The organism is Streptomyces sp. NPDC001222, from assembly GCF_042896945.1.
Taxonomy (GTDB): domain Bacteria; phylum Actinomycetota; class Actinomycetes; order Streptomycetales; family Streptomycetaceae; genus Streptomyces; species Streptomyces gibsoniae.
In genome coordinates this window covers 54,486-72,505 of the sequence record NZ_JBIAXT010000007.1, presented here as the reverse complement: position 1 = coordinate 72,505, position 18,020 = coordinate 54,486, and the positions used below count along the sequence as shown (strand labels likewise).

Annotated in this window: 14 protein-coding genes; 8 read left to right on the top strand and 6 right to left on the bottom strand. The window is 72.0% G+C overall.

Annotated features, from left to right (window positions below):
- The first annotated feature begins 27 nt into the window (after window positions 1-27).
- From ACFY2Z_RS12470 to ACFY2Z_RS12450, 5 genes are all read left to right on the top strand, one after another.
- The gene (locus tag ACFY2Z_RS12470; RefSeq protein ID WP_390744144.1) at window positions 28-1,008 is read left to right on the top strand and encodes a pirin family protein; all 981 of its coding nucleotides are present in this window, start codon (window positions 28-30) and stop codon (window positions 1,006-1,008) included.
- A 95-nt stretch (window positions 1,009-1,103) separates the two neighbouring features.
- Window positions 1,104-2,168, top strand: a complete 1,065-nt coding sequence (locus tag ACFY2Z_RS12465; RefSeq protein WP_390744143.1) for an AI-2E family transporter — start codon at window positions 1,104-1,106, stop codon at window positions 2,166-2,168.
- Window positions 2,169-2,385: 217 nt separating this feature from the next.
- Window positions 2,386-4,149, top strand: a complete 1,764-nt coding sequence (gene aspS, locus ACFY2Z_RS12460) for an aspartate--tRNA ligase (protein ID WP_390744142.1) — start codon at window positions 2,386-2,388, stop codon at window positions 4,147-4,149.
- Window positions 4,150-4,320: 171 nt separating this feature from the next.
- Complete coding sequence (locus ACFY2Z_RS12455; RefSeq protein WP_390744141.1) at window positions 4,321-5,289, top strand: dioxygenase; 969 nt, start codon at window positions 4,321-4,323, stop codon at window positions 5,287-5,289.
- 97 nt (window positions 5,290-5,386) lie between these two features.
- Window positions 5,387-5,782, top strand: coding sequence for a hypothetical protein (locus ACFY2Z_RS12450; protein WP_390744140.1), 396 nt, complete (start codon window positions 5,387-5,389; stop codon window positions 5,780-5,782).
- Window positions 5,783-5,866: 84 nt separating this feature from the next.
- On the opposite strand, the gene metG is transcribed toward ACFY2Z_RS12450, so the two are convergent.
- Together metG and ACFY2Z_RS12440 are read right to left on the bottom strand one after the other, a co-directional pair.
- A complete protein-coding gene (gene metG / locus ACFY2Z_RS12445) occupies window positions 5,867-7,582 on the bottom strand; it encodes a methionine--tRNA ligase (protein ID WP_390744139.1) in 1,716 nt (571 codons plus the stop codon).
- Window positions 7,583-7,764: 182 nt separating this feature from the next.
- Window positions 7,765-9,489 carry a VWA domain-containing protein gene (locus tag ACFY2Z_RS12440; protein ID WP_390744138.1) on the bottom strand — a complete coding sequence of 575 codons (1,725 nt, stop codon included), beginning with the start codon at window positions 9,487-9,489 and terminating at the stop codon, window positions 7,765-7,767.
- Window positions 9,490-9,789: 300 nt separating this feature from the next.
- Here ACFY2Z_RS12440 and ACFY2Z_RS12435 point away from each other — a divergent pair, with 300 nt between their 5' ends.
- A complete protein-coding gene (locus ACFY2Z_RS12435; protein WP_390744137.1) occupies window positions 9,790-11,856 on the top strand; it encodes a PhoX family protein in 2,067 nt (688 codons plus the stop codon).
- Between the two features lie 228 nt (window positions 11,857-12,084).
- On the opposite strand, the gene ACFY2Z_RS12430 is transcribed toward ACFY2Z_RS12435, so the two are convergent.
- Window positions 12,085-13,101, bottom strand: coding sequence for an endonuclease/exonuclease/phosphatase family protein (locus ACFY2Z_RS12430; RefSeq protein ID WP_390744136.1), 1,017 nt, complete (start codon window positions 13,099-13,101; stop codon window positions 12,085-12,087).
- A gap of 104 nt (window positions 13,102-13,205) precedes the next feature.
- The gene (locus ACFY2Z_RS12425; RefSeq protein ID WP_390744135.1) at window positions 13,206-13,661 is read right to left on the bottom strand and encodes a hypothetical protein; all 456 of its coding nucleotides are present in this window, start codon (window positions 13,659-13,661) and stop codon (window positions 13,206-13,208) included.
- A 323-nt stretch (window positions 13,662-13,984) separates the two neighbouring features.
- On the opposite strand from ACFY2Z_RS12425, the gene ACFY2Z_RS12420 reads away from it, so the two are divergent.
- A complete protein-coding gene (locus ACFY2Z_RS12420) occupies window positions 13,985-15,325 on the top strand; it encodes a PLP-dependent aminotransferase family protein (RefSeq protein WP_390744338.1) in 1,341 nt (446 codons plus the stop codon).
- Here ACFY2Z_RS12420 and ACFY2Z_RS12415 read toward each other — a convergent pair.
- Complete coding sequence (locus ACFY2Z_RS12415) at window positions 15,240-16,139, bottom strand: hypothetical protein (protein ID WP_390744134.1); 900 nt, start codon at window positions 16,137-16,139, stop codon at window positions 15,240-15,242. The two genes, ACFY2Z_RS12420 and ACFY2Z_RS12415, sit on opposite strands and share 86 nt — an antisense overlap.
- 502 nt (window positions 16,140-16,641) lie before the next feature.
- Entirely contained in the window at window positions 16,642-17,112 is a 471-nt protein-coding gene (locus tag ACFY2Z_RS12410) for a hypothetical protein (protein WP_390744133.1), read from the bottom strand.
- Between the two features lie 124 nt (window positions 17,113-17,236).
- Here ACFY2Z_RS12410 and ACFY2Z_RS12405 point away from each other — a divergent pair, with 124 nt between their 5' ends.
- Window positions 17,237-17,872, top strand: coding sequence for an NAD(P)-dependent oxidoreductase (locus tag ACFY2Z_RS12405; protein WP_390744132.1), 636 nt, complete (start codon window positions 17,237-17,239; stop codon window positions 17,870-17,872).
- Window positions 17,873-18,020: the final 148 nt, after the last annotated feature.

The window sequence follows — 18,020 nt, the reverse complement described above, 5'->3', positions numbered from 1 at the left end:
AAGTGGGAGCACAAGGAGGTACCAGACATGCCTGCAGTGACCGTTGAGAACCCGCTGACCCTGCCCCGAGTGGCCGCGTCGGCCGACGCGGTGTCCCGTCCCGTGCTCGGTGTCACGACCGCCCCGAGCGGCTACGAGGGTGAGGGATTCCCGGTCCGCCGGGCGTTCGCCGGGATCCACTACCGCCACCTCGACCCGTTCATCATGATGGACCAGATGGGTGAGGTGGAGTACGCGCCGGGCGAGCCCAAGGGCACTCCCTGGCACCCCCACCGAGGCTTCGAGACCGTCACCTACATCATCGACGGCGTCTTCGACCACCAGGACTCCCACGGTGGTGGCGGCACCATCACCAACGGCGACACCCAGTGGATGACCGCGGGCTCGGGCCTGCTGCACATCGAGGCCCCGCCGGAGTCGCTCGTCGTGTCCGGCGGCCTGTTCCACGGCATCCAGCTGTGGGTCAACCTGCCCGCCAAGGACAAGATGATGGCCCCGCGCTACCAGGACATCCGCGGGGGCCAGGTCCAGCTGCTGACGACCCCCGACGGCGGCGCGCTGATCCGCGTCATCGCCGGTGAGCTGGACGGCCACAAGGGCCCCGGCATCACGCACACGCCGATCACCCTGATCCACGCCACCGTGGCACCGGGCGCGGAGGTCACCCTGCCCTGGCGCGAGGACTTCAACGGTCTCGCGTACGTCCTGGCCGGCCGCGGCAGCGTGGGTACGGAGCGCCGTCCGATCCGCCTCGGCCAGACCGCCGTGTTCGGCGCGGGCTCCTCGATCACCGTCCGCGCGGACGAGAAGCAGGACTCCCACACGCCGGACCTGGAGGTCGTGCTGCTGGGCGGACAGCCGATCCGTGAGCCCATGCAGCACTACGGCCCGTTCGTGATGAACACCCGCGAGGAACTCCAGCAGGCGTTCGAGGACTTCCAGAAGGGGCGCCTCGGCACCGTCCCCGCCGTGCACGGGATGACCGAGAGCGGGCCGCAGGGCGCCTGATCAGCGGCCCGGCGCCGGCCGGGGTCTGATACGGCGTCACCCGGGTGGGCTGTCCGCACAGGACAGCCCACCCTTTCGCATGATCGGCTGGGAGGGTGCAGCTCCTTCCCGAGCCCGTACGCCGCCTCGCCGCCTGGTGCGCCGCCGCCCTGCTGGTCGCCGGGGTCGTCTGGATCGTGATCCGGCTGTGCGGGCAGTTCCGTACGGCCGTCGTGCCGGTGCTGCTCGCGCTGCTGGGCACCGCGCTCCTCGGGCCGCTGCACCGATGGCTCGTGCGGGTCGGCGTACACCGCTCGCTCGCGGCCGGGATCACCTGTGTCGCCGTGGTGACGGTGGCCGGCGGGGCCGTGTACATCGTCGTCGCCGCGCTCGTCGACACCGGCGACCAGATCCTGGCCTCGCTCAAACGGGCCGCGAAGTCGGTCGCGGGGTACTTCGGGGCGGCCGGCACCTCGCTGGACGACCTGACGACCAACTCCAAGCAGCTGATCTCCAAGTTCGCGGGCACCGCCGCCTCCAACGTGATCAGCGGGGTCAGCGTGGTCGCCGAGTACATCGCCATGGCCGTACTGGCCCTGCTGCTCGTCTTCTTCTTCCTGCGCGACTCCCACCGCGTGGCGGACCAGCTGCGCTCGCTCGCCCCGCGCGGCTCCGCCGACACCGTCGAGGCGGTGGCGCGGCGCGCCTTCGAGTCCGTCGAGGGGTTCATGCGCGGCACCACGGTCATCGCGCTCATCGACGCCACGCTGACCACCGTGGGGCTGCTGGTCCTGCGCGTGCCTGGGGCGATCGGGCTGGGCGCACTGGTCTTCGTGGGTGCCTACATCCCCTACCTCGGCGCCTTCCTCTCCGGCGCGGTCGCGATCCTGGTCGCCCTCGCGGACCGCGGGCTCGTCATCGCCCTGTGGGCGCTCGGTGTCGTCGTCGCGGTACAGGTGCTGGACGGGCATGTGCTGCAGCCGGTGGTGCAGAGCCGGACCGTGCGGATGCACCCGGCCGCGGTGCTGCTGGCGCTCACCGCGGGCGCCTCGGTCGCCGGGATCCTCGGGATGCTGCTGGCGGTACCGCTCACCGCTGCGGCGTTCGGCGTCGGGCATGAGCTGCGGACGCGGTACGGACGGGAGGAGCCGGACGGGCAGGAGGAGGGGCCGGACGCCTGACGGACCGTGGCGGCCCGCGCCCCGGACAGGCCCCGGAAGCCGCCGTGGAGGGTCTCGCGGAGCGTCGAGGGCCGATCGGCGGAGCGTCGCCCCCTAATCAGGGGGAGGTGACGGCGGGGCGGCCGGTACCCTTGGTAGGTCCGGGCCGTGCCCGCCCGGAGGCGCCGGGGCGAGCGACCCCGGAAAGACCCGACCCGCGAAGACTGGATGAACGACGATGCATCGGTACAGGTCCCACACCTGCGGCGAGCTCCGCGCCTCTGACGTCGGCAGCGACGTCCGGCTGAGCGGCTGGCTGCACAATCGGCGCGACCTGGGCGGCATCCTCTTCATCGATCTGCGCGACCACTACGGCATCACGCAGCTCGTCGCCCGCCCGGGCACGCCCGCCTACGAGGCGCTGGACAAGGTCTCCAAGGAGTCGACCGTCCGCGTCGACGGCAAGGTCGTCTCCCGCGGCGCGGAGAACGTGAACCCCGATCTGCCGACGGGCGAGATCGAGATCGAGGTGGGCGAGGTCGAGCTGCTCGGCGCGGCCGCCCCGCTCCCTTTCACGATCAACGCCGAGGACGGGGTGAACGAGGAGCGGCGCCTGGAGTACCGCTTCCTCGACCTGCGCCGCGAGCGCATGCACCGCAACATCCTGCTGCGTACGTCGGTGATCTCGTCCATCCGCCACAAGATGGCGGCGATGGGCTTCAACGAGATGGCGACCCCGATCCTCAGCGCCACCTCCCCGGAGGGCGCCCGCGACTTCGTCGTCCCCTCCCGTCTGAACCCGGGCAAGTTCTACGCGCTGCCGCAGGCCCCGCAGCAGTTCAAGCAGCTGCTGATGATCTCCGGCTTCGACCGGTACTTCCAGATCGCGCCCTGCTTCCGTGACGAGGACGCCCGTGCGGACCGTTCGCCGGGCGAGTTCTACCAGCTCGACGTCGAGATGAGCTTCGTCGAGCAGGAGGACGTCTTCCAGCCGATCGAGAAGCTGATGACGGAGATCTTCGAGGAGTTCGGCGGTGGCCGTCATGTCACCTCCCCCTTCCCGCGGATCCCGTTCCGCGAGGCGATGCTGAAGTACGGCTCCGACAAGCCGGACCTGCGCGCCAAGCTGGAGCTGGTCGACATCACCGACATCTTCGAGGGCTCGGAGTTCAAGGCCTTCGCGGGCAAGCACGTGCGCGCGCTGCCGGTGCCGGACGTCTCGGCGCAGCCCCGCAAGTTCTTCGACCAGCTCGGCGAGTACGCGGTGGAGCAGGGCGCGAAGGGCCTGGCCTGGGTGCGGGTCGGCGAGGACGGCTCGCTGACGGGCCCGATCGCGAAGTTCCTGACGGAGGAGAACGTCGCGGAGCTGACGAAGCGACTCCAGCTGGCCCCCGGCCATGCGGTCTTCTTCGGCGCGGGCGAGTTCGACGAGGTCTCGAAGATCATGGGCGCGGTGCGGGTGGAGGCCGCCAAGCGGGCCGGCCACTTCGAGGAGGGCGTCTTCCGCTTCTGCTGGATCGTCGACTTCCCGATGTACGAGAAGGACGAGGAGACCGGCGCGATCGACTTCTCGCACAACCCCTTCTCCATGCCTCAGGGCGGCCTGGAGGCCCTTCAGACCCAGGACCCGCTGGACATCCTGGGCTGGCAGTACGACATCGTCTGCAACGGTGTCGAGCTGTCCTCCGGCGCGATCCGGAACCACGAGCCGGAGATCATGCTCAAGGCGTTCGAGATCGCGGGCTACGACCGCGAGACCGTGGAGGAGAAGTTCGCGGGCATGCTCCGCGCCTTCCGCTTCGGCGCCCCGCCGCACGGCGGCATCGCCCCCGGCGTCGACCGCATCGTGATGCTGCTGGCCGACGAGCCGAACATCCGCGAGACCATCGCCTTCCCGCTCAACGGCAACGCCCAGGACCTGATGATGGGCGCGCCGACGGAGCTGGAGGAGGCGCGGCTGAGGGAGCTGCACCTGTCGGTGCGCAAGCCGCAGCCGAAGTAACAGCCCCACGGAGCACCCCCAAGGGGCGGCTGAGTGAGGCGGTGCGGTGAGCGCCGTACCGCAGAGGTGGCTCGGAACCGATGGTCGGTTCCGAGCCACCTCTGCATGAATCCCGGGAACCACAGCCCCTTCCCATGGATTTGACAGGTCCAGTTCATAGTGTCCTCGCTCATGACTGAGACCCCCGAACCCATGGAAGAAGCCCGACAACCCCAGGAGCAGAGCACGTTGACACGCCGTGGGCTGATGATGGCCGGCGGCGCGACGGTGGCCGCGATGGGCCTGGGCGCCGCCCTGACGGCGAACGCCTCGGCTCAGGACGGCACCGCCTCCCCGGCACCGGGCGCGTCGAGCACGGGGACCGCGGCCCCGGAGACGTGCTACACGCTCACCTCGGAGCTGGTCGAAGGCCCGTACTACATCGACGCGGACAAGGTCCGCCAGGACATCACCGAGGACCAGGAGGGCATCCCCCTGTTCCTGAAGCTCAAGGTGATCGACGCGGAGACCTGCCGGCCCCTCCGCGACGCGGCCGTCGACATCTGGCACTGCTCGGCACTGGGCGTCTACTCCGGCTACCAGTCGATGGGCAACGGCGGCGGTGGCGGCGCGCCCACGGACGCGCCGACCGGGACCCCCACGGGCGCACCCCCCTCGGGCGGCCCCGGCGGAGGCGGCGGCCACCAGGACCCCACGGACAGCACGCGCTATCTGCGGGGCACCTGGAGGACGGACAGACACGGCTACGTCACCTTCAGGACCGTCTTCCCCGGCTGGTACCGGGGCCGCTGTGTCCACGTCCATGTGAAGGTCCATGTGGACGGCACCTGGACGGACGCCGGCTACGAGGGAGGCCACGCCTGTCACACGGGTCAGTTGTTCTTCGACGAGAAGTCGGTGCTCGCGTCGGCGGAGGTGGCGCCGTACTCCGCCAACACGACGACGCGCACGACCCTCACCGAGGACACGATCTATCCGCAGAACGGGCATGCGGGCGGCCTGCTGTACCTCTCGTACGACCGGAGGCACATCGCGAAGGGCGTGCGGGCGCGGCTGACGCTGGGGGTGGCCCCGGACGAGACCCACGACGGAACGGGTGGGCCGGGGCCGTCCGCGCCGCCGTCGGCGAGCGCGAGCTGAGGCCGCCGGCGCCTCGCTGACACCCGCACCGCGCTGACCCCGGTACCCAGGGCCCGGAACCGCCCGCGCGGTTCCGGGCTCTTCCCGAGGGGGCCCGATGACGACGAGGGACGGGTGGATGAGGGACGAGGAACTCGCCGAGGCGCTGGCCGTGGTGATACGCGATCTGCGTGCGCACCGGGCCGTGCTGCCCGAGGTGCGGGAGGACGCCGAGCACGGGCTGATGCTCTACGCGCCGGACGGCAGCGGGCAAGGGGTGCCCGGATGGCCCGATGACACCCCGGCGGAGCGTCTGGCGCGCCTCGCGGACCATGTGCAGGACTGGGCGGTCGAGGCCCTGTGGGCCGAGGGCGCCCCGGCGGTCTGGCCGCACTGCCCGGCCCACCCGGGCACCCATCCGCTGACCGCGAGCGTGGTGCGGGGGGAGGCGGTCTGGACGTGCCCGAGGAGCGGGGCGACCGTCGCCGCTGTCGGGGCGCTGGAGGATCTGTAGTGGGGCGCGCCTCCATCACCCGATGAAAGCCCGGGGGCCCGGGAAGCCGAACGCTTCCCGGGCCCGTGACGGATACCGGCGGTGCTACTCGGTCTCGCCGCCGAAACGCTCCTTGTACGCGGCCAGGTCCTCGTCCGTGAGCTTCGCGAACAGCACCGGGGGAACCGTGAAGGGCGTGCCGACCGGGACGGCGGCCAGGGCCTTCGCCTCCTCCTGCGTCACCCACACGGCCGTGTCGTCCTTCAGGTCGAAGGCCGCGCGCATGGTCGCGGAGGACGTCGGGATGAACGGCTCCGAGACCACCGCGTACAGGTGGATCAGGTTCATCGCCGTGCGCAGGGTGAGGGCCGCGCCCTCCTTGTTGGTCTTGATCTCCAGCCAGGGGGCCTTCTCCTCCAGGTAGGAGTTGCCGGCCGACCACAGGGCGCGCAGTGAGGCCGCCGCCTTGCGGAACTGGATGGCCTCCATGTGCTCCTCGTACTCCGCGAGGAGACGTGCGATCTCCTCGCCGAGCCGCACCTCGGCCTCGCCCGGCTCGCCGCCCTCCGGGACCGCGTCACCGAAGCGCTTGCGGGAGAAGGACAGCACCCGGTTGACGAAGTTGCCCAGCGTGTCCGCGAGGTCCTTGTTCACCGTGGCCGTGAAGTGCTCCCAGGTGAAGGACGTGTCGTCCGACTCCGGGGCGTTCGCCATCATGAAGTAGCGCCAGTAGTCGGCGGGCAGGATCTCCAGCGCGTCGTGCGTGAAGACACCGCGCTTCTGCGAGGTGGAGAACTTGCCGCCGTAGTAGTTGAGCCAGTTGAAGGCCTTGATGACGTCGACCATCTTCCACGGCGAGCGGGTGCCCAGCTGGGTGGCCGGGAACATCACGCTGTGGAAGGGCACGTTGTCCTTGCCCATGAACTGCGTGTAGTGGACGTCGTCCTCCGACTCCCACCACCACGAACGCCAGTCCCGGTTCTCCGGGTCCTGGTCCGACCATTCCTTCGTCGCGCCGATGTACTCGATCGGGGCGTCGAACCAGACGTAGAAGACCTTGCCCTCGGCGGCCAGCTCGGGCCAGGTGTAGGCCGGAACCGGGACGCCCCAGTCCAGGTCACGGGTGATCGCCCGGTCGTGCAGCCCCTCGGTGAGCCACTTGCGGGCGATCGAGGAGGCCAGCACCGGCCAGTTGTCGGCACGCTCGTCGACCCAGGCCTCGACCTCACCGGCCAGCGCCGACTGGAGGAGGAAGAGGTGCTTGGTCTCGCGGACCTCGAGATCGCTGCTGCCGCTGATGGCGGAGCGCGGGTCGATCAGGTCCGTGGGGTCGAGGACACGGGTGCAGTTCTCGCACTGGTCGCCGCGGGCCTTGTCGTAGCCGCAGTGCGGGCAGGTGCCGATGATGTACCGGTCGGGCAGGAAGCGGCCGTCGGCGTTCGAGTACACCTGGCGGATGGCCCGCTCCTCGATGAACCCGTTCGCCTTGAGCTCGCGGGCGATCTCCTGCGTGATCTCGCGGTTCTGCGGGGACGAGCTGCGGCCGAAGTAGTCGAAGGCCAGGTTGAAGCCGTCGTACACCGCCTTCTGCGCCTCGTGGGCCTGGGCGCAGAACTCGTCGACCGGCAGGCCCAGCTCCTTGGCCGCCAGCTCGGCGGGGGTGCCGTGCTCGTCCGTCGCGCAGATGAAGAGCACGTCGTGGCCGCGCTGGCGCATGTAGCGGGAGTACACGTCAGCCGGGAGCATGGACCCCACCATGTTGCCCAGGTGCTTGATCCCGTTGATGTACGGAAGGGCGCTGGTGATGAGGTGTCGAGCCATCGCGGGCTGCTCCCAAGTCGCTACGTGGGGTGACGATCGGCGGTTTTCGGGCCGTCTGTCATCGTCTACGAACCTTGAAATCGTAGCCGACATGGGTACGCCGCCCGCTTCCCGTTTTACGGGGTGAGAAGCGCGCGGCGTCCTTCGAGCGGTCTTCCGGGGCTCCTGTGACCCCGCGGTCCCTACGGGCGCCAGTTCGCCAGGATGCCCTCGTAGACCTCCGTGTCCGTCAGCTCGCGCGGGGTCTCGCCGGCCAGGAAGTGGGCCGTGTTGTCCGACTTCAGCTTGCGGAGGTAGTCGAAGGCCTTGTTCTCCGGGTCGCCGAAGGCGACGAAGGAGAAGAAGAGGGCGGGGTGGCTCTTCGCGGCGTCCGCGAGCGACTGGGTGGCGGGGGTCTTCGCGTCCGGAGCGCCGTCCGTCTGGAAGATCACCAGGGCGGGCAGGGCGGGGTCCGCGGACTTGTCGTGGTGGCCGGTGACGGCCTCCACCGCTGCGTGGTAGCTCGTACGGCCCATACGGCCGAGGCCCGCGTGGAGGTCGTCGATCTTGTTCTCGTGCTCGGCGAGGGTCAGCTCGCCGGTGCCGTCCAGTTCGGTGGAGAAGAAGACGACGTGCACCGTGGCCTCGGGGTCGAGGTGCGCGGCGAGCGCGAGGGCCTGCTCGCCCAGGGCCTGGGCGGAGCCGTCCTTGTAGTACGGGCGCATGGAGGCGGAGCGGTCCAGCACGAGGTAGACCTTGGCCCGGGTACCGGCGAGGCCGTGCTTGTCGAGAACGGTTGCGGCGGCCTTGTAGGCGGTGGTGAGACCGGGGGCGTGGGACTTGACCTCGGCGGGGGTGAGGGCGGGCTTCGCGTCCGCGTCGGCGTCGGTGTCGGTGTCGGCGTTGGTGTCGGCTTCGACTTCGACTTCGACTTCGGCGTCGGCGTCGGCTTCGGCGTCCGGGGTGGTCTCGGCTTCGCCGTCGGCGGGGGCGGACGGCTCGATCGGGGCTTCCTCGGCGGCGGCGACCGGCTCGGGGGCGGGGGCCACCGGCTCGGAGTCCTTGGCCTCGGGCTCGGCCTCGGGGGTGGCTTCGGCGACCGGTTCCGGCTGTTCGGTCTCGGTCTCGGCCTCGGCCTGGGGCTCGGGGGTGGTTTCGGCGGCGGGCTCGGACGTGGGCTCGGGGGTCGCTTCGGCGACCGGCTCCGGCTCGGGCTCCGGTTCCTGCGTGGCCTCGGGTCCGGGGGCCGTGACCGTCGGCTGCGCCTCCGGCGTGACCTCGGCGGCCGCCTCGGCCTCGGGCTCCGCAGCCTCCGGCTCCGGGGTGGCCTCCGGTTCCGCCTCTACGGCGGGCTCGGGTTCCGCGGCAGCTTCCGGCTCGGCGGTCTCGGTGGTCGCCTCGGCGGCAGCCTCGCTCCCGGGCTCCACCACGACCTCCGGCTCGGACTCCTTCTCCGCCGTCGGCTCGGCCTCGGTGGCTTCCGGTTCGGTCGTCTCTTCCGCGACCGGCTCGGGGTCTGCCGCGACCTCCGGTTCCGGCCGCTCCTCGGCCTGGGGTTCCGGCTTGTCCTCCGCGACCGGTTCCGGCCGCTCCTCGGCCTCCGGTTCCGGCTCGGGCTCCGCCGTAGCCGTCGGCTCCGGCTTCTGCTCCGCCGTCGGTTTCGTGGTCGTCGTGTTCGCGGACGCCTCCTGCGGAGTCGCCTGCCTCGGTACCGTCACGTTGTCGAACGCCGCCGACACCAGCTCGTGTTCGTCGTCCGGGCCCGTCGACTGGGCCGGGACCTCCGCCGATGCCGGAGCCTCGGTGAGGACCGCGGAGGCAGGTGCCGTCTCCGCGGTCGTGGTCGTCTCCCGCGAGGGCTCCCCCTCAGCGGTGCGACCCTTGCGTGAGCGGCCGAACGCGTTCCGCAGGAGAGTGAGAATGCCCATGTGCGCAACCCTTCGCGTGAGTTGATGCCCGTCAATCCCTGGCCAGGACGGACACGTAAGGTTAGCCGCCGAAGGTGCCGATCTTGGGCAGGGTCCGGCCATCGGAAGCGCCGTTGTCAATACCGCTATCTCGCCGTTACCGACCCCGCAGGACCCCGCCTTCTCCGCGCGCCTCTCCCCGTGCTCCAAACGCCGTACGGATTCCCTTGGTTCGCCGACCGTTCACCCGGTCGCCCCGCATCCGCACCCCCCTGCCCCTAAGGTCACGGCCACACCAAGGGATCATACGGGGAGAGTAAAGTGCGCAATCTGCTGCCGCTGATCGGAACGCCGTCCGGTTCGCATCCCGCCGGTCGGTCCGCCCTGACCTGCCGTTACCGGTGTGGCGACGCCTGCTTCCACGAGGTCCCCAACACCAGCTCCAACGAGTACGTCGGTGATGTCATCGCCGGTGCCCTCAGCCGCCGTGCCGCCCTCCGCGCCGCTGCCGTCGTGACCGTGGCCACCGCTACCGCTACGGCCGCCGTCTCGGCCGCCGCGCCGGAGGCCCGGGCCGCCACTCCCACCGCGTCCCCCGCCCGCACCCACGCCGCCCGGGGCCTGCGCTTCACGCCGGTCGCCCCCAACACCGACGACACCGTCACCGTCCCCGACGGCTACCGTCAGAACGTCGTCATCCGCTGGGGCGACCCCATCCTGCGCGGCGCGCCCGCCTTCGACCCCGAGAACCAGACCGCCGCCGCCCAGGCCGGGCAGTTCGGGTACAACAACGACTTCCTCGCGCTTCTCCCGCTGCCCGGCGAGCGCCACCGGCAGCTCCTCGTCGCCAACCACGAGTACACCGACGAGGTGATCATGTTCCGCGGGTACGACCCCGCGAACCCGACCCGGCAGCAGGTCGAGGTGGCCTGGGCCGCGCACGGCCTGGCCGCCGTCGTCGTCGAGGAGGACCACAGCACGGGGCGGCTGACCGCCGTGCCCCGCCACCCCCTCAACCGACGTGTCACCGCCACCAGCGAGTTCCGTCTCACCGGGCCCGCCGCCGGTTCGGAGCTGCTGAGGACCTCCGCCGACCCGACCGGCCACAAGGTCCTCGGCACCCTCAACAACTGCTCGGGCGGCACCACCCCGTGGGGCACCACGCTGCACGGCGAGGAGAACTTCAACCAGTACTTCGCGAACGGCTCCCGCGCCACCGACCAGCGGTACGGCATCGGCACGGGCGCCACCGAGCGCAAGTGGGAACGGTTCGACCGCCGCTTCGACCTCACCCAGGAGCCCAACGAGGTCCACCGCTTCGGCTACGTCGTCGAGTTCGACCCGTACGACCCGGTCTCCACGCCCCGCAAGCGCACCGCGCTCGGCCGCTTCAAGCACGAGGCCGCCACGGTCAGGCTCACCGAGGACGGGCGGCCGGTCGTCTACTCCGGCGACGACGAACGGTTCGACTACTTCTACAAGTTCGTCGGCAGCAAGCGCATGCGGCACGGGAGCTCCCGGGCCGTGCGCGAGCACAACCTCTCGCTCCTCGACGAGGGGACGCTGTACGTCGCCAGGCTCACCGGCGACTCCCCGGCCTCCGACGTCGACGGCAGCGGCAGGCTTCCCGGCGACGGCGAGTTCGACGGTTCCGGGGTCTGGATCCCGCTGGCCACCGCGACCGCGCACGGCGCCGTCTCGCACGTCGAGGGCATGACCGCCGAGGAGGTCTTCGTTTTCACCCGGCTGGCGGGCGACAAGGCGGGGGCCACCAAGATGGACCGGCCCGAGGACATCCAGCCCTCCCCGCACACCGGCAAGGTGTACGTCGTCCTCACCAACAACACCAACCGCGGCAAGGCGGGCAGCGCGCCGGCCGACGAGGCCAACCCGCGCAACGCGAACAAGCACGGGCACATCCTTGAGCTCACCGAGCGGCACAACCGGCCCGAGAGCACCACGTTCGCCTGGTCGCTCTTCCTCGTCGCCGGTGACCCCGCCGACCCGTCCACGTACTTCGCCGGGTACCCCAAGGACCGGGTCAGCCCCGTCTCCTGTCCGGACAACGTGGCCTTCGACCCGCACGGCAACCTGTGGATCTCCACCGACGGCAACCAGCTCGGTTCTCACGACGGCCTGTTCGGCGTCGCCACGCGCGGCGACCGGCGGGGTGAGCTGAAGCAGTTCCTGACCGTGCCCACCGGCGCCGAGACCTGCGGTCCGATCGTCCAGGACCGGCGGGTGCTCGTGGCCGTGCAGCACCCGGGAGAGATCGACGGCGCGACCGTCGAGAAGCCGGCCGGCACCTGGCCCGACGGCCCCGGCAGGATCGTCCGCCCCGCCGTGGTCGCGGTGTGGCGGGCGGACGGCTGCGACATCGGCGTCTGACGGGCAGCTGCCCAGGGGATTCGGAGGACGCGGGCGGGGGCGGCGGCGCGCGATGCGGCGGCGTCCCCCGGTCCTCAGTGCGGCGACGCGATCGCCCGGGCCGCCGCCACCTCCTGCCGCAGCGGTTCCAGGACGCTGTCCGGCGGGCCGGTGAGGTCCGTGCGGAATTGCCATTTGTTCGACTGAGTCCCGAAGGCGGGAGGGGAGCCCTGAGCCTCCGGGCGGGGGTCAGCGTGTCCGCGTCTGCCCGTGGAGGGTGACGTCCACGACCAGGGCGCGGTGGTCGGTGTCCGCGATGGACAGGAAGTGCGCGGAGCGCACCGAGAAGTCCCGGGAGACCAGGACATGGTCGATCTGGGCGCCGAACGGCCGGGCGGTCCACGTGGGCCAGGAGGGCGTACGGGCGTCGCCGGAGAGCCGGGCGCCGTCGCGCAGACCGGTGTCGAGGATGCGGCGGAAGGCGGCGTGGTCCTGGGAGGCGTTGAAGTCCCCGGCGAGGATCGTGGGGGCGTCGTGGCCGGCCGCCGCGTAGGCGCGCAGCTCCCCCAGTTCACGGCGCCAGACGGACAGCTGCCCCGGGAGCGGGGGCATGGGGTGGGCGAGCTGGAGGCGTACGGGCCGGCCGTGGACGTCGGCGACGGCCCCGGGCATGCCCATGGTGCCGGGCACGCCGGGCGCGGCCGTCAGCGGGAACCGGCTGAGGATGACCGATCCGTCGGAGCCGGCGCCGTCGACGGCCCGCCGGTAGGGGTAGTCGCCGCCCGTGCCGCCGAAGGCGCGCTCCAGGGCGGCGGAGCAGTGGTACTCGCACTCCTCGACGAACACGACGTCGGGACGCTCGCGGCGGACGGCGGGCACCAGGGAGGCGGTGCCACGGCCGAACTCCACGTTGGAGGTCAGCACCCGGAACGTGGTGAGCGCGGGGCCGGAGGGCTCCCAGGCCCCGCCGTGCGGCTCGGTGAACCAGGCGAGGGCGGCGAGCACGAGGACCGCCGCGACCAGGCCGGTACGCAGCCGGGCGAGCAGGACGAGCAGCAGGGCGAGTACGGCGGGGACGAACAGCCAGGGCAGGAAGGCGAGAAGCTGGGGCACCGGGGTGACGGCGTCGGTGCCGGCGGCGCGGCAGCCGACGACGGCACCGACCCCGGCGAGCAGCGCTCCGGCGCACCAGGCGGCCGCGGTCCGTCTCCGGGACCGCGGCCGGGTGGGGACCGGGCCGGTCGGCTCCAGGATCGCAGTCTCCATGGGCCGGCTGCCTTCCCCTCGATGGGCTGGATGCCCGAATCCTCCCTCAGCCGGGGGGATTCCTCATAGAGGGCGCCGTAGGGGAAGGGGTGTTCGTGCGGCCGTCACAGGGTGTCGTGGGTGCCCCCGGGGGACTGCGGCGGCCGTTCCGCGCGGCCCGCCGTGACGAGGGACCAGATCACGAAGGCTCCGATGGCGATGGCGAGGACCGACCAGACCGGTGCGTACGGCAGGAACATGAAGTATTCGACCATGTACAGAGCCGCCAGGCCCACGCCGACCGCGCGCGCCCAGTCCCGGCCCTGGAGCACGCCCCAGCCCGTGATCGCGATGAGGGCGCCTATGACCACGTGGATCCAGCCCCAGGTGGTGAGGCTGAACCCGTACACATAGTTGCCGACGCGGGCGTAGACGTCGTTCGTGGCGATGCCCGCGACGCCGTTCAGCACGCCGATGATGCCGCTGACCATCATCAGGACGCCGGCGAACGCCATGCCGCCGGTGGCCAGGGCCGTGTGCTTCGCGTGCTGGGTGGGGGTGCGTGCGGTGTGCTGGACCATTGGGGGCCGCCTCCTCGGGACCTCGGGACCTTCATCCGCAGGTTCACCCGGGCGGCGGTGGAGCGCAGGGTGATGTAGGCCGAACGGGTGGCCGCACGATCGGGGGCGATGGCCCGGCGGGTACGGGGAACCCGGATGCGAGGACCTCGCGGAGCCGCTTCGTACGCCGGGGAGGGACGGCCGTGGGCCGGGGCGGTCGGCAGCCTCGACGCCTCGGCCGTCGTGGGCGGGGAGGCCGGCCATGGGCAAGATCATTGATCTCCGGACCACCGACTCCCTGGCGCAATAAGATCGTTACTCAGGGTGCAATCCTTGGAGGGATGGTGGGGGACTACCGGAGCATCGCCGACCGGATAGCCGCGGACATCAGCGAGGGACGGCTGAAACCGGGACAACGGCTCCCGCCACAGCGGCAGTTCGCACGTCGGCGCGGTATCGCGGCGTCCACCGCGGGGCGGGTGTACGGCGAACTCGTGCGGCGCGGCCTCGTGGTGGGCGAGGTCGGGCGGGGCACTTTCGTACGGGCCTCGCCTGCGCCCTCGGGCCGCGCCCCCGCCGAAGCGGCGCCCCGGGCGTCCGTCGACCTGGAACTCGACCACCCTGCCGTGCCGGGTCAGTCGGAGCTGCTCGCGGCCGGGATCGCACCGCTGCTGCGGCCCGACATCCTCGCGGAGGCGACCCGCTCGGCGGCTCCCGCGGGTACGCCCGCCGCCCGGGCGGCGGCCGCGGGGCTCCTCGCCACCGCCGGCTGGCAGCCCGCCCCGGACCGGGTGCTGTTCGCGGGCAGTGCCCGGCAGGCCCTCGCGGGCACCCTCGCCGCCCTGGTGCGGCCCGGGGGCCGGGTCGGGGTGGAGTGGCTGACGTATCCGCTGGTCAAGGAGGTCGCGGCGCGTCTCGGTATCGTCCTGGTCCCGCTCGCCACGGACGAGCAGGGGCTGCGCCCCGACGCCCTGGCCTCCGCGCACCGCGCCACTCCCCTGTCCGCGCTCTGTGTGCAGCCGACGCTGCACCATCCGACCTCGGTGACGGCGGGGCAGGAGCGCCGACGCCAACTGGCCGCCGCCGCCCGCGCGTTACGGCTGCCCGTCGTCGAGGACCGCGTCTGGTCGTTCCTGTGCGGGGCGGAGGGTGGCGCACCGCTCGCCGCGTACGCACCGGAACGCACCTATGTCGTCGACGGACTGTCCCTGCGGGTCGCGCCCGGGCTCACCGTCGGGTTCCTCGTGGTGCCCGAGGGACGCGGCGACAGGACGGCCGGAGCGCTGCGGTCGGGCGGCTGGACGGCGGGGCGGTTCGCGCTGGAGGCCTCGGTGAGGTGGATCGAGGACGGCGTCGTGGCGCGGCTGGTGGCGGCCAAACGGGCGGACGCGGCGGCGCGGCAGCGGCTGGTCGCCGAGCAGCTCGACGGTTTCGCCGTACGGGCCGACCCGCGGGCGTACTTCGTGTGGTGGCGGCTGCCCCGGCCCTGGCGTGCGGAGGCGTTCACGGCGGTCGCGGCCGAGCGGGGCATCGCGGTGACGCCGGGGCCCGCCTTCGCGGCCGCCGGGCGCGGGGCGCAGGACGCCGCGGCGGACCGCGTCAGGCTCTCACTTGCGTCGGCTCCTCCGCCGGAACTGGCGCGGGCGCTGCGGATCCTCGCCGACGTCGCACGTACAGGCCCGTGAGCCAGGCGCCCAGGGCGACCGCGAGACCGACGCCCATCAGCACCCAGGAGACCAGCCGGAGGGTCTCGGTGAGGGCGTCGTAGACCGCGCCGGCCGCCGGGTGCGAGACGCCCGGCGGAAGGTCCGCCAGTGTCATCCGGCGGCCCACCGCGATCGCCACGGCGAGCAGCCCGGCACCCAGGGCCGTGCCGAGCCCGGTCGCGAGCACGGCGCGGCGGCGCGATACGGACAGGAGGATGCCGGACAGGGCGAAGCAGGCCGAGGCGAGGGGAAGCCAGAAACCGGCGACTTCGAGCACGTGGAACCCCTTCCGGAACTTCGTCAGGTCCTTCGACTGCAGCAGGGTGATCTCCGTGTGCGAGATCGGGATGCGGCCCGCGAACGGGACGTGCTCGTCGACGAGTTGCCGTTTCATCCGCTCGGTGGCGGGGGCCAGGTCGAGGGTGACGGGATGGTCGTCGTCCTCGCGCAGGGCGCGCATCACTGCGTCATGGGCGCTCAGGTTCGCGGTGTCCCAGGCGGAGCGGAAGGCCTCGGTGCCGGTGAACGAGCGGACCGCGTCATGGACGAAGGCGTGCACGGACCCCTGCAGGGGCGCGCCGACGTGCACCTCGCGCATGATGCCGTCGGTGACGGCGCTGGCGATGGCGTCCTGCACCTCGGCGTCGGAGGCGAGCGGGGCGGTGGTGGCGGCGTAGCGGGCGCTGTCCTCGACGCCGTACTTCGCCCACACGGCGAGGACGCCGAGCGGCACGAGCAGGCACGCGAGGCTGACCAGCACGACGGAGAGAGGGCTCCGGACACGTCGGGACACGTCACCAGCGAACCGTGTCTGCGCGCTCCTTGCGAGTGATATGCCTGCAAATGGGTGGATATTACAATCCGATGGGCGACCGGCGGACGGTCGTGCGCCGTACGGTCCGCGCACTCTCCGGTGGAGGGTTCGCCCGAACGGGTGTTATCTGGTGGGTGGGGAGAGGAACGGACGGCAACCGACCGGGGAGAAGCCTGTGCGTCGGCCCGCCGTCTCCTCTCCTGTTCACAGGGCTCCTCGACCGGCGCCCGGGAGTGGATATCGCTCCGGGTGACGGGTGAGTGAGGGAGACGCATGAGGCCCCGGCGCCCGGCGGGGCCACCACACACCGGGGTCTCGTGCGCCTGATGGAGCGGTACACGGGGTCTCGTGCGCCTGATGGAGCGGTACACGGGGTCTCGTGCGCCTGATGGAGCGGCGTCCGTGCGCGGGCGGACGGGAACCGGTGGGCCGGAGGCCGGTCGGCCCCCGGCTCACCGGGCGGGAGGCGCAGCCGTGGTCGTCAGCGGACTTTGTGGCCCGTCGCGTCCTCGTGCGTGTAGTAGCGGTAGAAGTTGAACGCGAAGAAGGCCACGGCGACCGCCAGCGAGAGGCCCGTCGCGAGCAGCACGCTCTGGCCGGTCTGGCTGTACAGGAAGCCGAACGCGATGCCGGCGAACGCCGCCCACAGCACCGCGTGCAGTTCGCGCCGCAGCCGGCGCGCCATCGTGAACAGCCCCGCGCACAGCACCGCGAACACGATCGCGCACACGAAGCCGAACAGGATGTTCCAGCCGGTGATGGGCCCGGCGGCCCGGCGGTTGGCGGCGGCCCAGTAGCCGTAGAGGAGCCCGAGGACGACGGGCACCGCCACCCGTCCCGTCAGATGGACGCGGTGGTCGAAGATGTCCGGCGGCCGGTACCGCGTGACCGGCCCGCGGGGTGCGGTGACAGGTGTGCGCGAGGCCCCGGACGCGGGTGTCGCGTGAGTCATGGGAGCACTCCTTCCTCCAGGTGTCTCCTCGTGTCCCCTCGCCCCCGTACTCCAGGGCACACCTGGCCCGCGCGCCGGGCAAGTCGGGATGCGCGGGCCTCCGGGCCGTGTTTCGCTGGGGCTCATGAGGATCGTGCTGTTCGGCGCCACGGGCATGGTGGGCCGCCGGATCGCCGCGGAGGTGACGCAGCGCGGGCACCGGGTCATGGCCGTGAGCCGCTCCGGCCAGTCGCCCGTGCCGGGCGTGACCGCCGCGGCGGCGGACGCCTCGGACCCGTCGAAGGTGACGTTCCTGGTGGGCGCGGCGGACGCGGTGGCCAGCGCGTGCGCACCGCCGCGGGACGGTTCGGATCCCGTGGAACCGTTCCTCGCGGTGAACCGCGCCCTGGTGCGGGGCCTGCGGGAGGCCGGGGTGCGGCGGTTGGTCGTGGTCGGCGGCGCGGGCAGTCTGGAGGTGGCCCCCGGCGAGGAACTCTGCGACCAGCCCGACTTCCCCGAGGCGGTCCGGCCCGAGGCGCTCGCCCACCGCGCGGCCCTGGAGTACTTCCGCACCCTCGACGACCTGGACTGGACGTATGTCTCGCCCGCCGCCGAGATCGCGCCCGGCGACCGTACGGGCCGTTTCCGGGTGGACGGCGACCAGCTGCTCACCGACGAGCAGGGCGTGAGCCGGATCAGCGCCGAGGACTACGCGGTCGCGTTCGTCGACGAACTGGAGCAGGGCGCGCACCCGCGTGCCCGCATCTCGGTCGCGTACTGACCGGGCGGAAGGGCGGTGCCGGTGCCCCCCAGGCGACCATCCCGCGACGGTACGCCGGCCTCCGGGGACGGTCCGTCGCCCCCGCAGGGGAATCCCGGGGGCTCGCTCCCGGACGTCTCCGCCCCCGCCGGCTCGATCGGACTCCTCC

Bases quoted from the DNA above. Each gene is read 5' to 3' on its own strand.
- ACFY2Z_RS12470 (WP_390744144.1), top strand. From the start codon at position 28: ATGCCTGCAGTGACCGTTGAGAACCCGCTGACCCTGCCCCGAGTGGCC.
- aspS (WP_390744142.1), top strand. From the start codon at position 2,386: ATGCATCGGTACAGGTCCCACACCTGCGGCGAGCTCCGCGCCTCTGAC.
- ACFY2Z_RS12455 (WP_390744141.1), top strand. From the start codon at position 4,321: ATGACTGAGACCCCCGAACCCATGGAAGAAGCCCGACAACCCCAGGAG.
- ACFY2Z_RS12450 (WP_390744140.1), top strand. From the start codon at position 5,387: ATGACGACGAGGGACGGGTGGATGAGGGACGAGGAACTCGCCGAGGCG.
- metG (WP_390744139.1), bottom strand. From the start codon at position 7,582: ATGGCTCGACACCTCATCACCAGCGCCCTTCCGTACATCAACGGGATC.
- ACFY2Z_RS12440 (WP_390744138.1), bottom strand. From the start codon at position 9,489: ATGGGCATTCTCACTCTCCTGCGGAACGCGTTCGGCCGCTCACGCAAG.
- ACFY2Z_RS12430 (WP_390744136.1), bottom strand. From the start codon at position 13,101: ATGGAGACTGCGATCCTGGAGCCGACCGGCCCGGTCCCCACCCGGCCG.
- ACFY2Z_RS12425 (WP_390744135.1), bottom strand. From the start codon at position 13,661: ATGGTCCAGCACACCGCACGCACCCCCACCCAGCACGCGAAGCACACG.
- ACFY2Z_RS12410 (WP_390744133.1), bottom strand. From the start codon at position 17,112: ATGACTCACGCGACACCCGCGTCCGGGGCCTCGCGCACACCTGTCACC.
- ACFY2Z_RS12405 (WP_390744132.1), top strand. From the start codon at position 17,237: ATGAGGATCGTGCTGTTCGGCGCCACGGGCATGGTGGGCCGCCGGATC.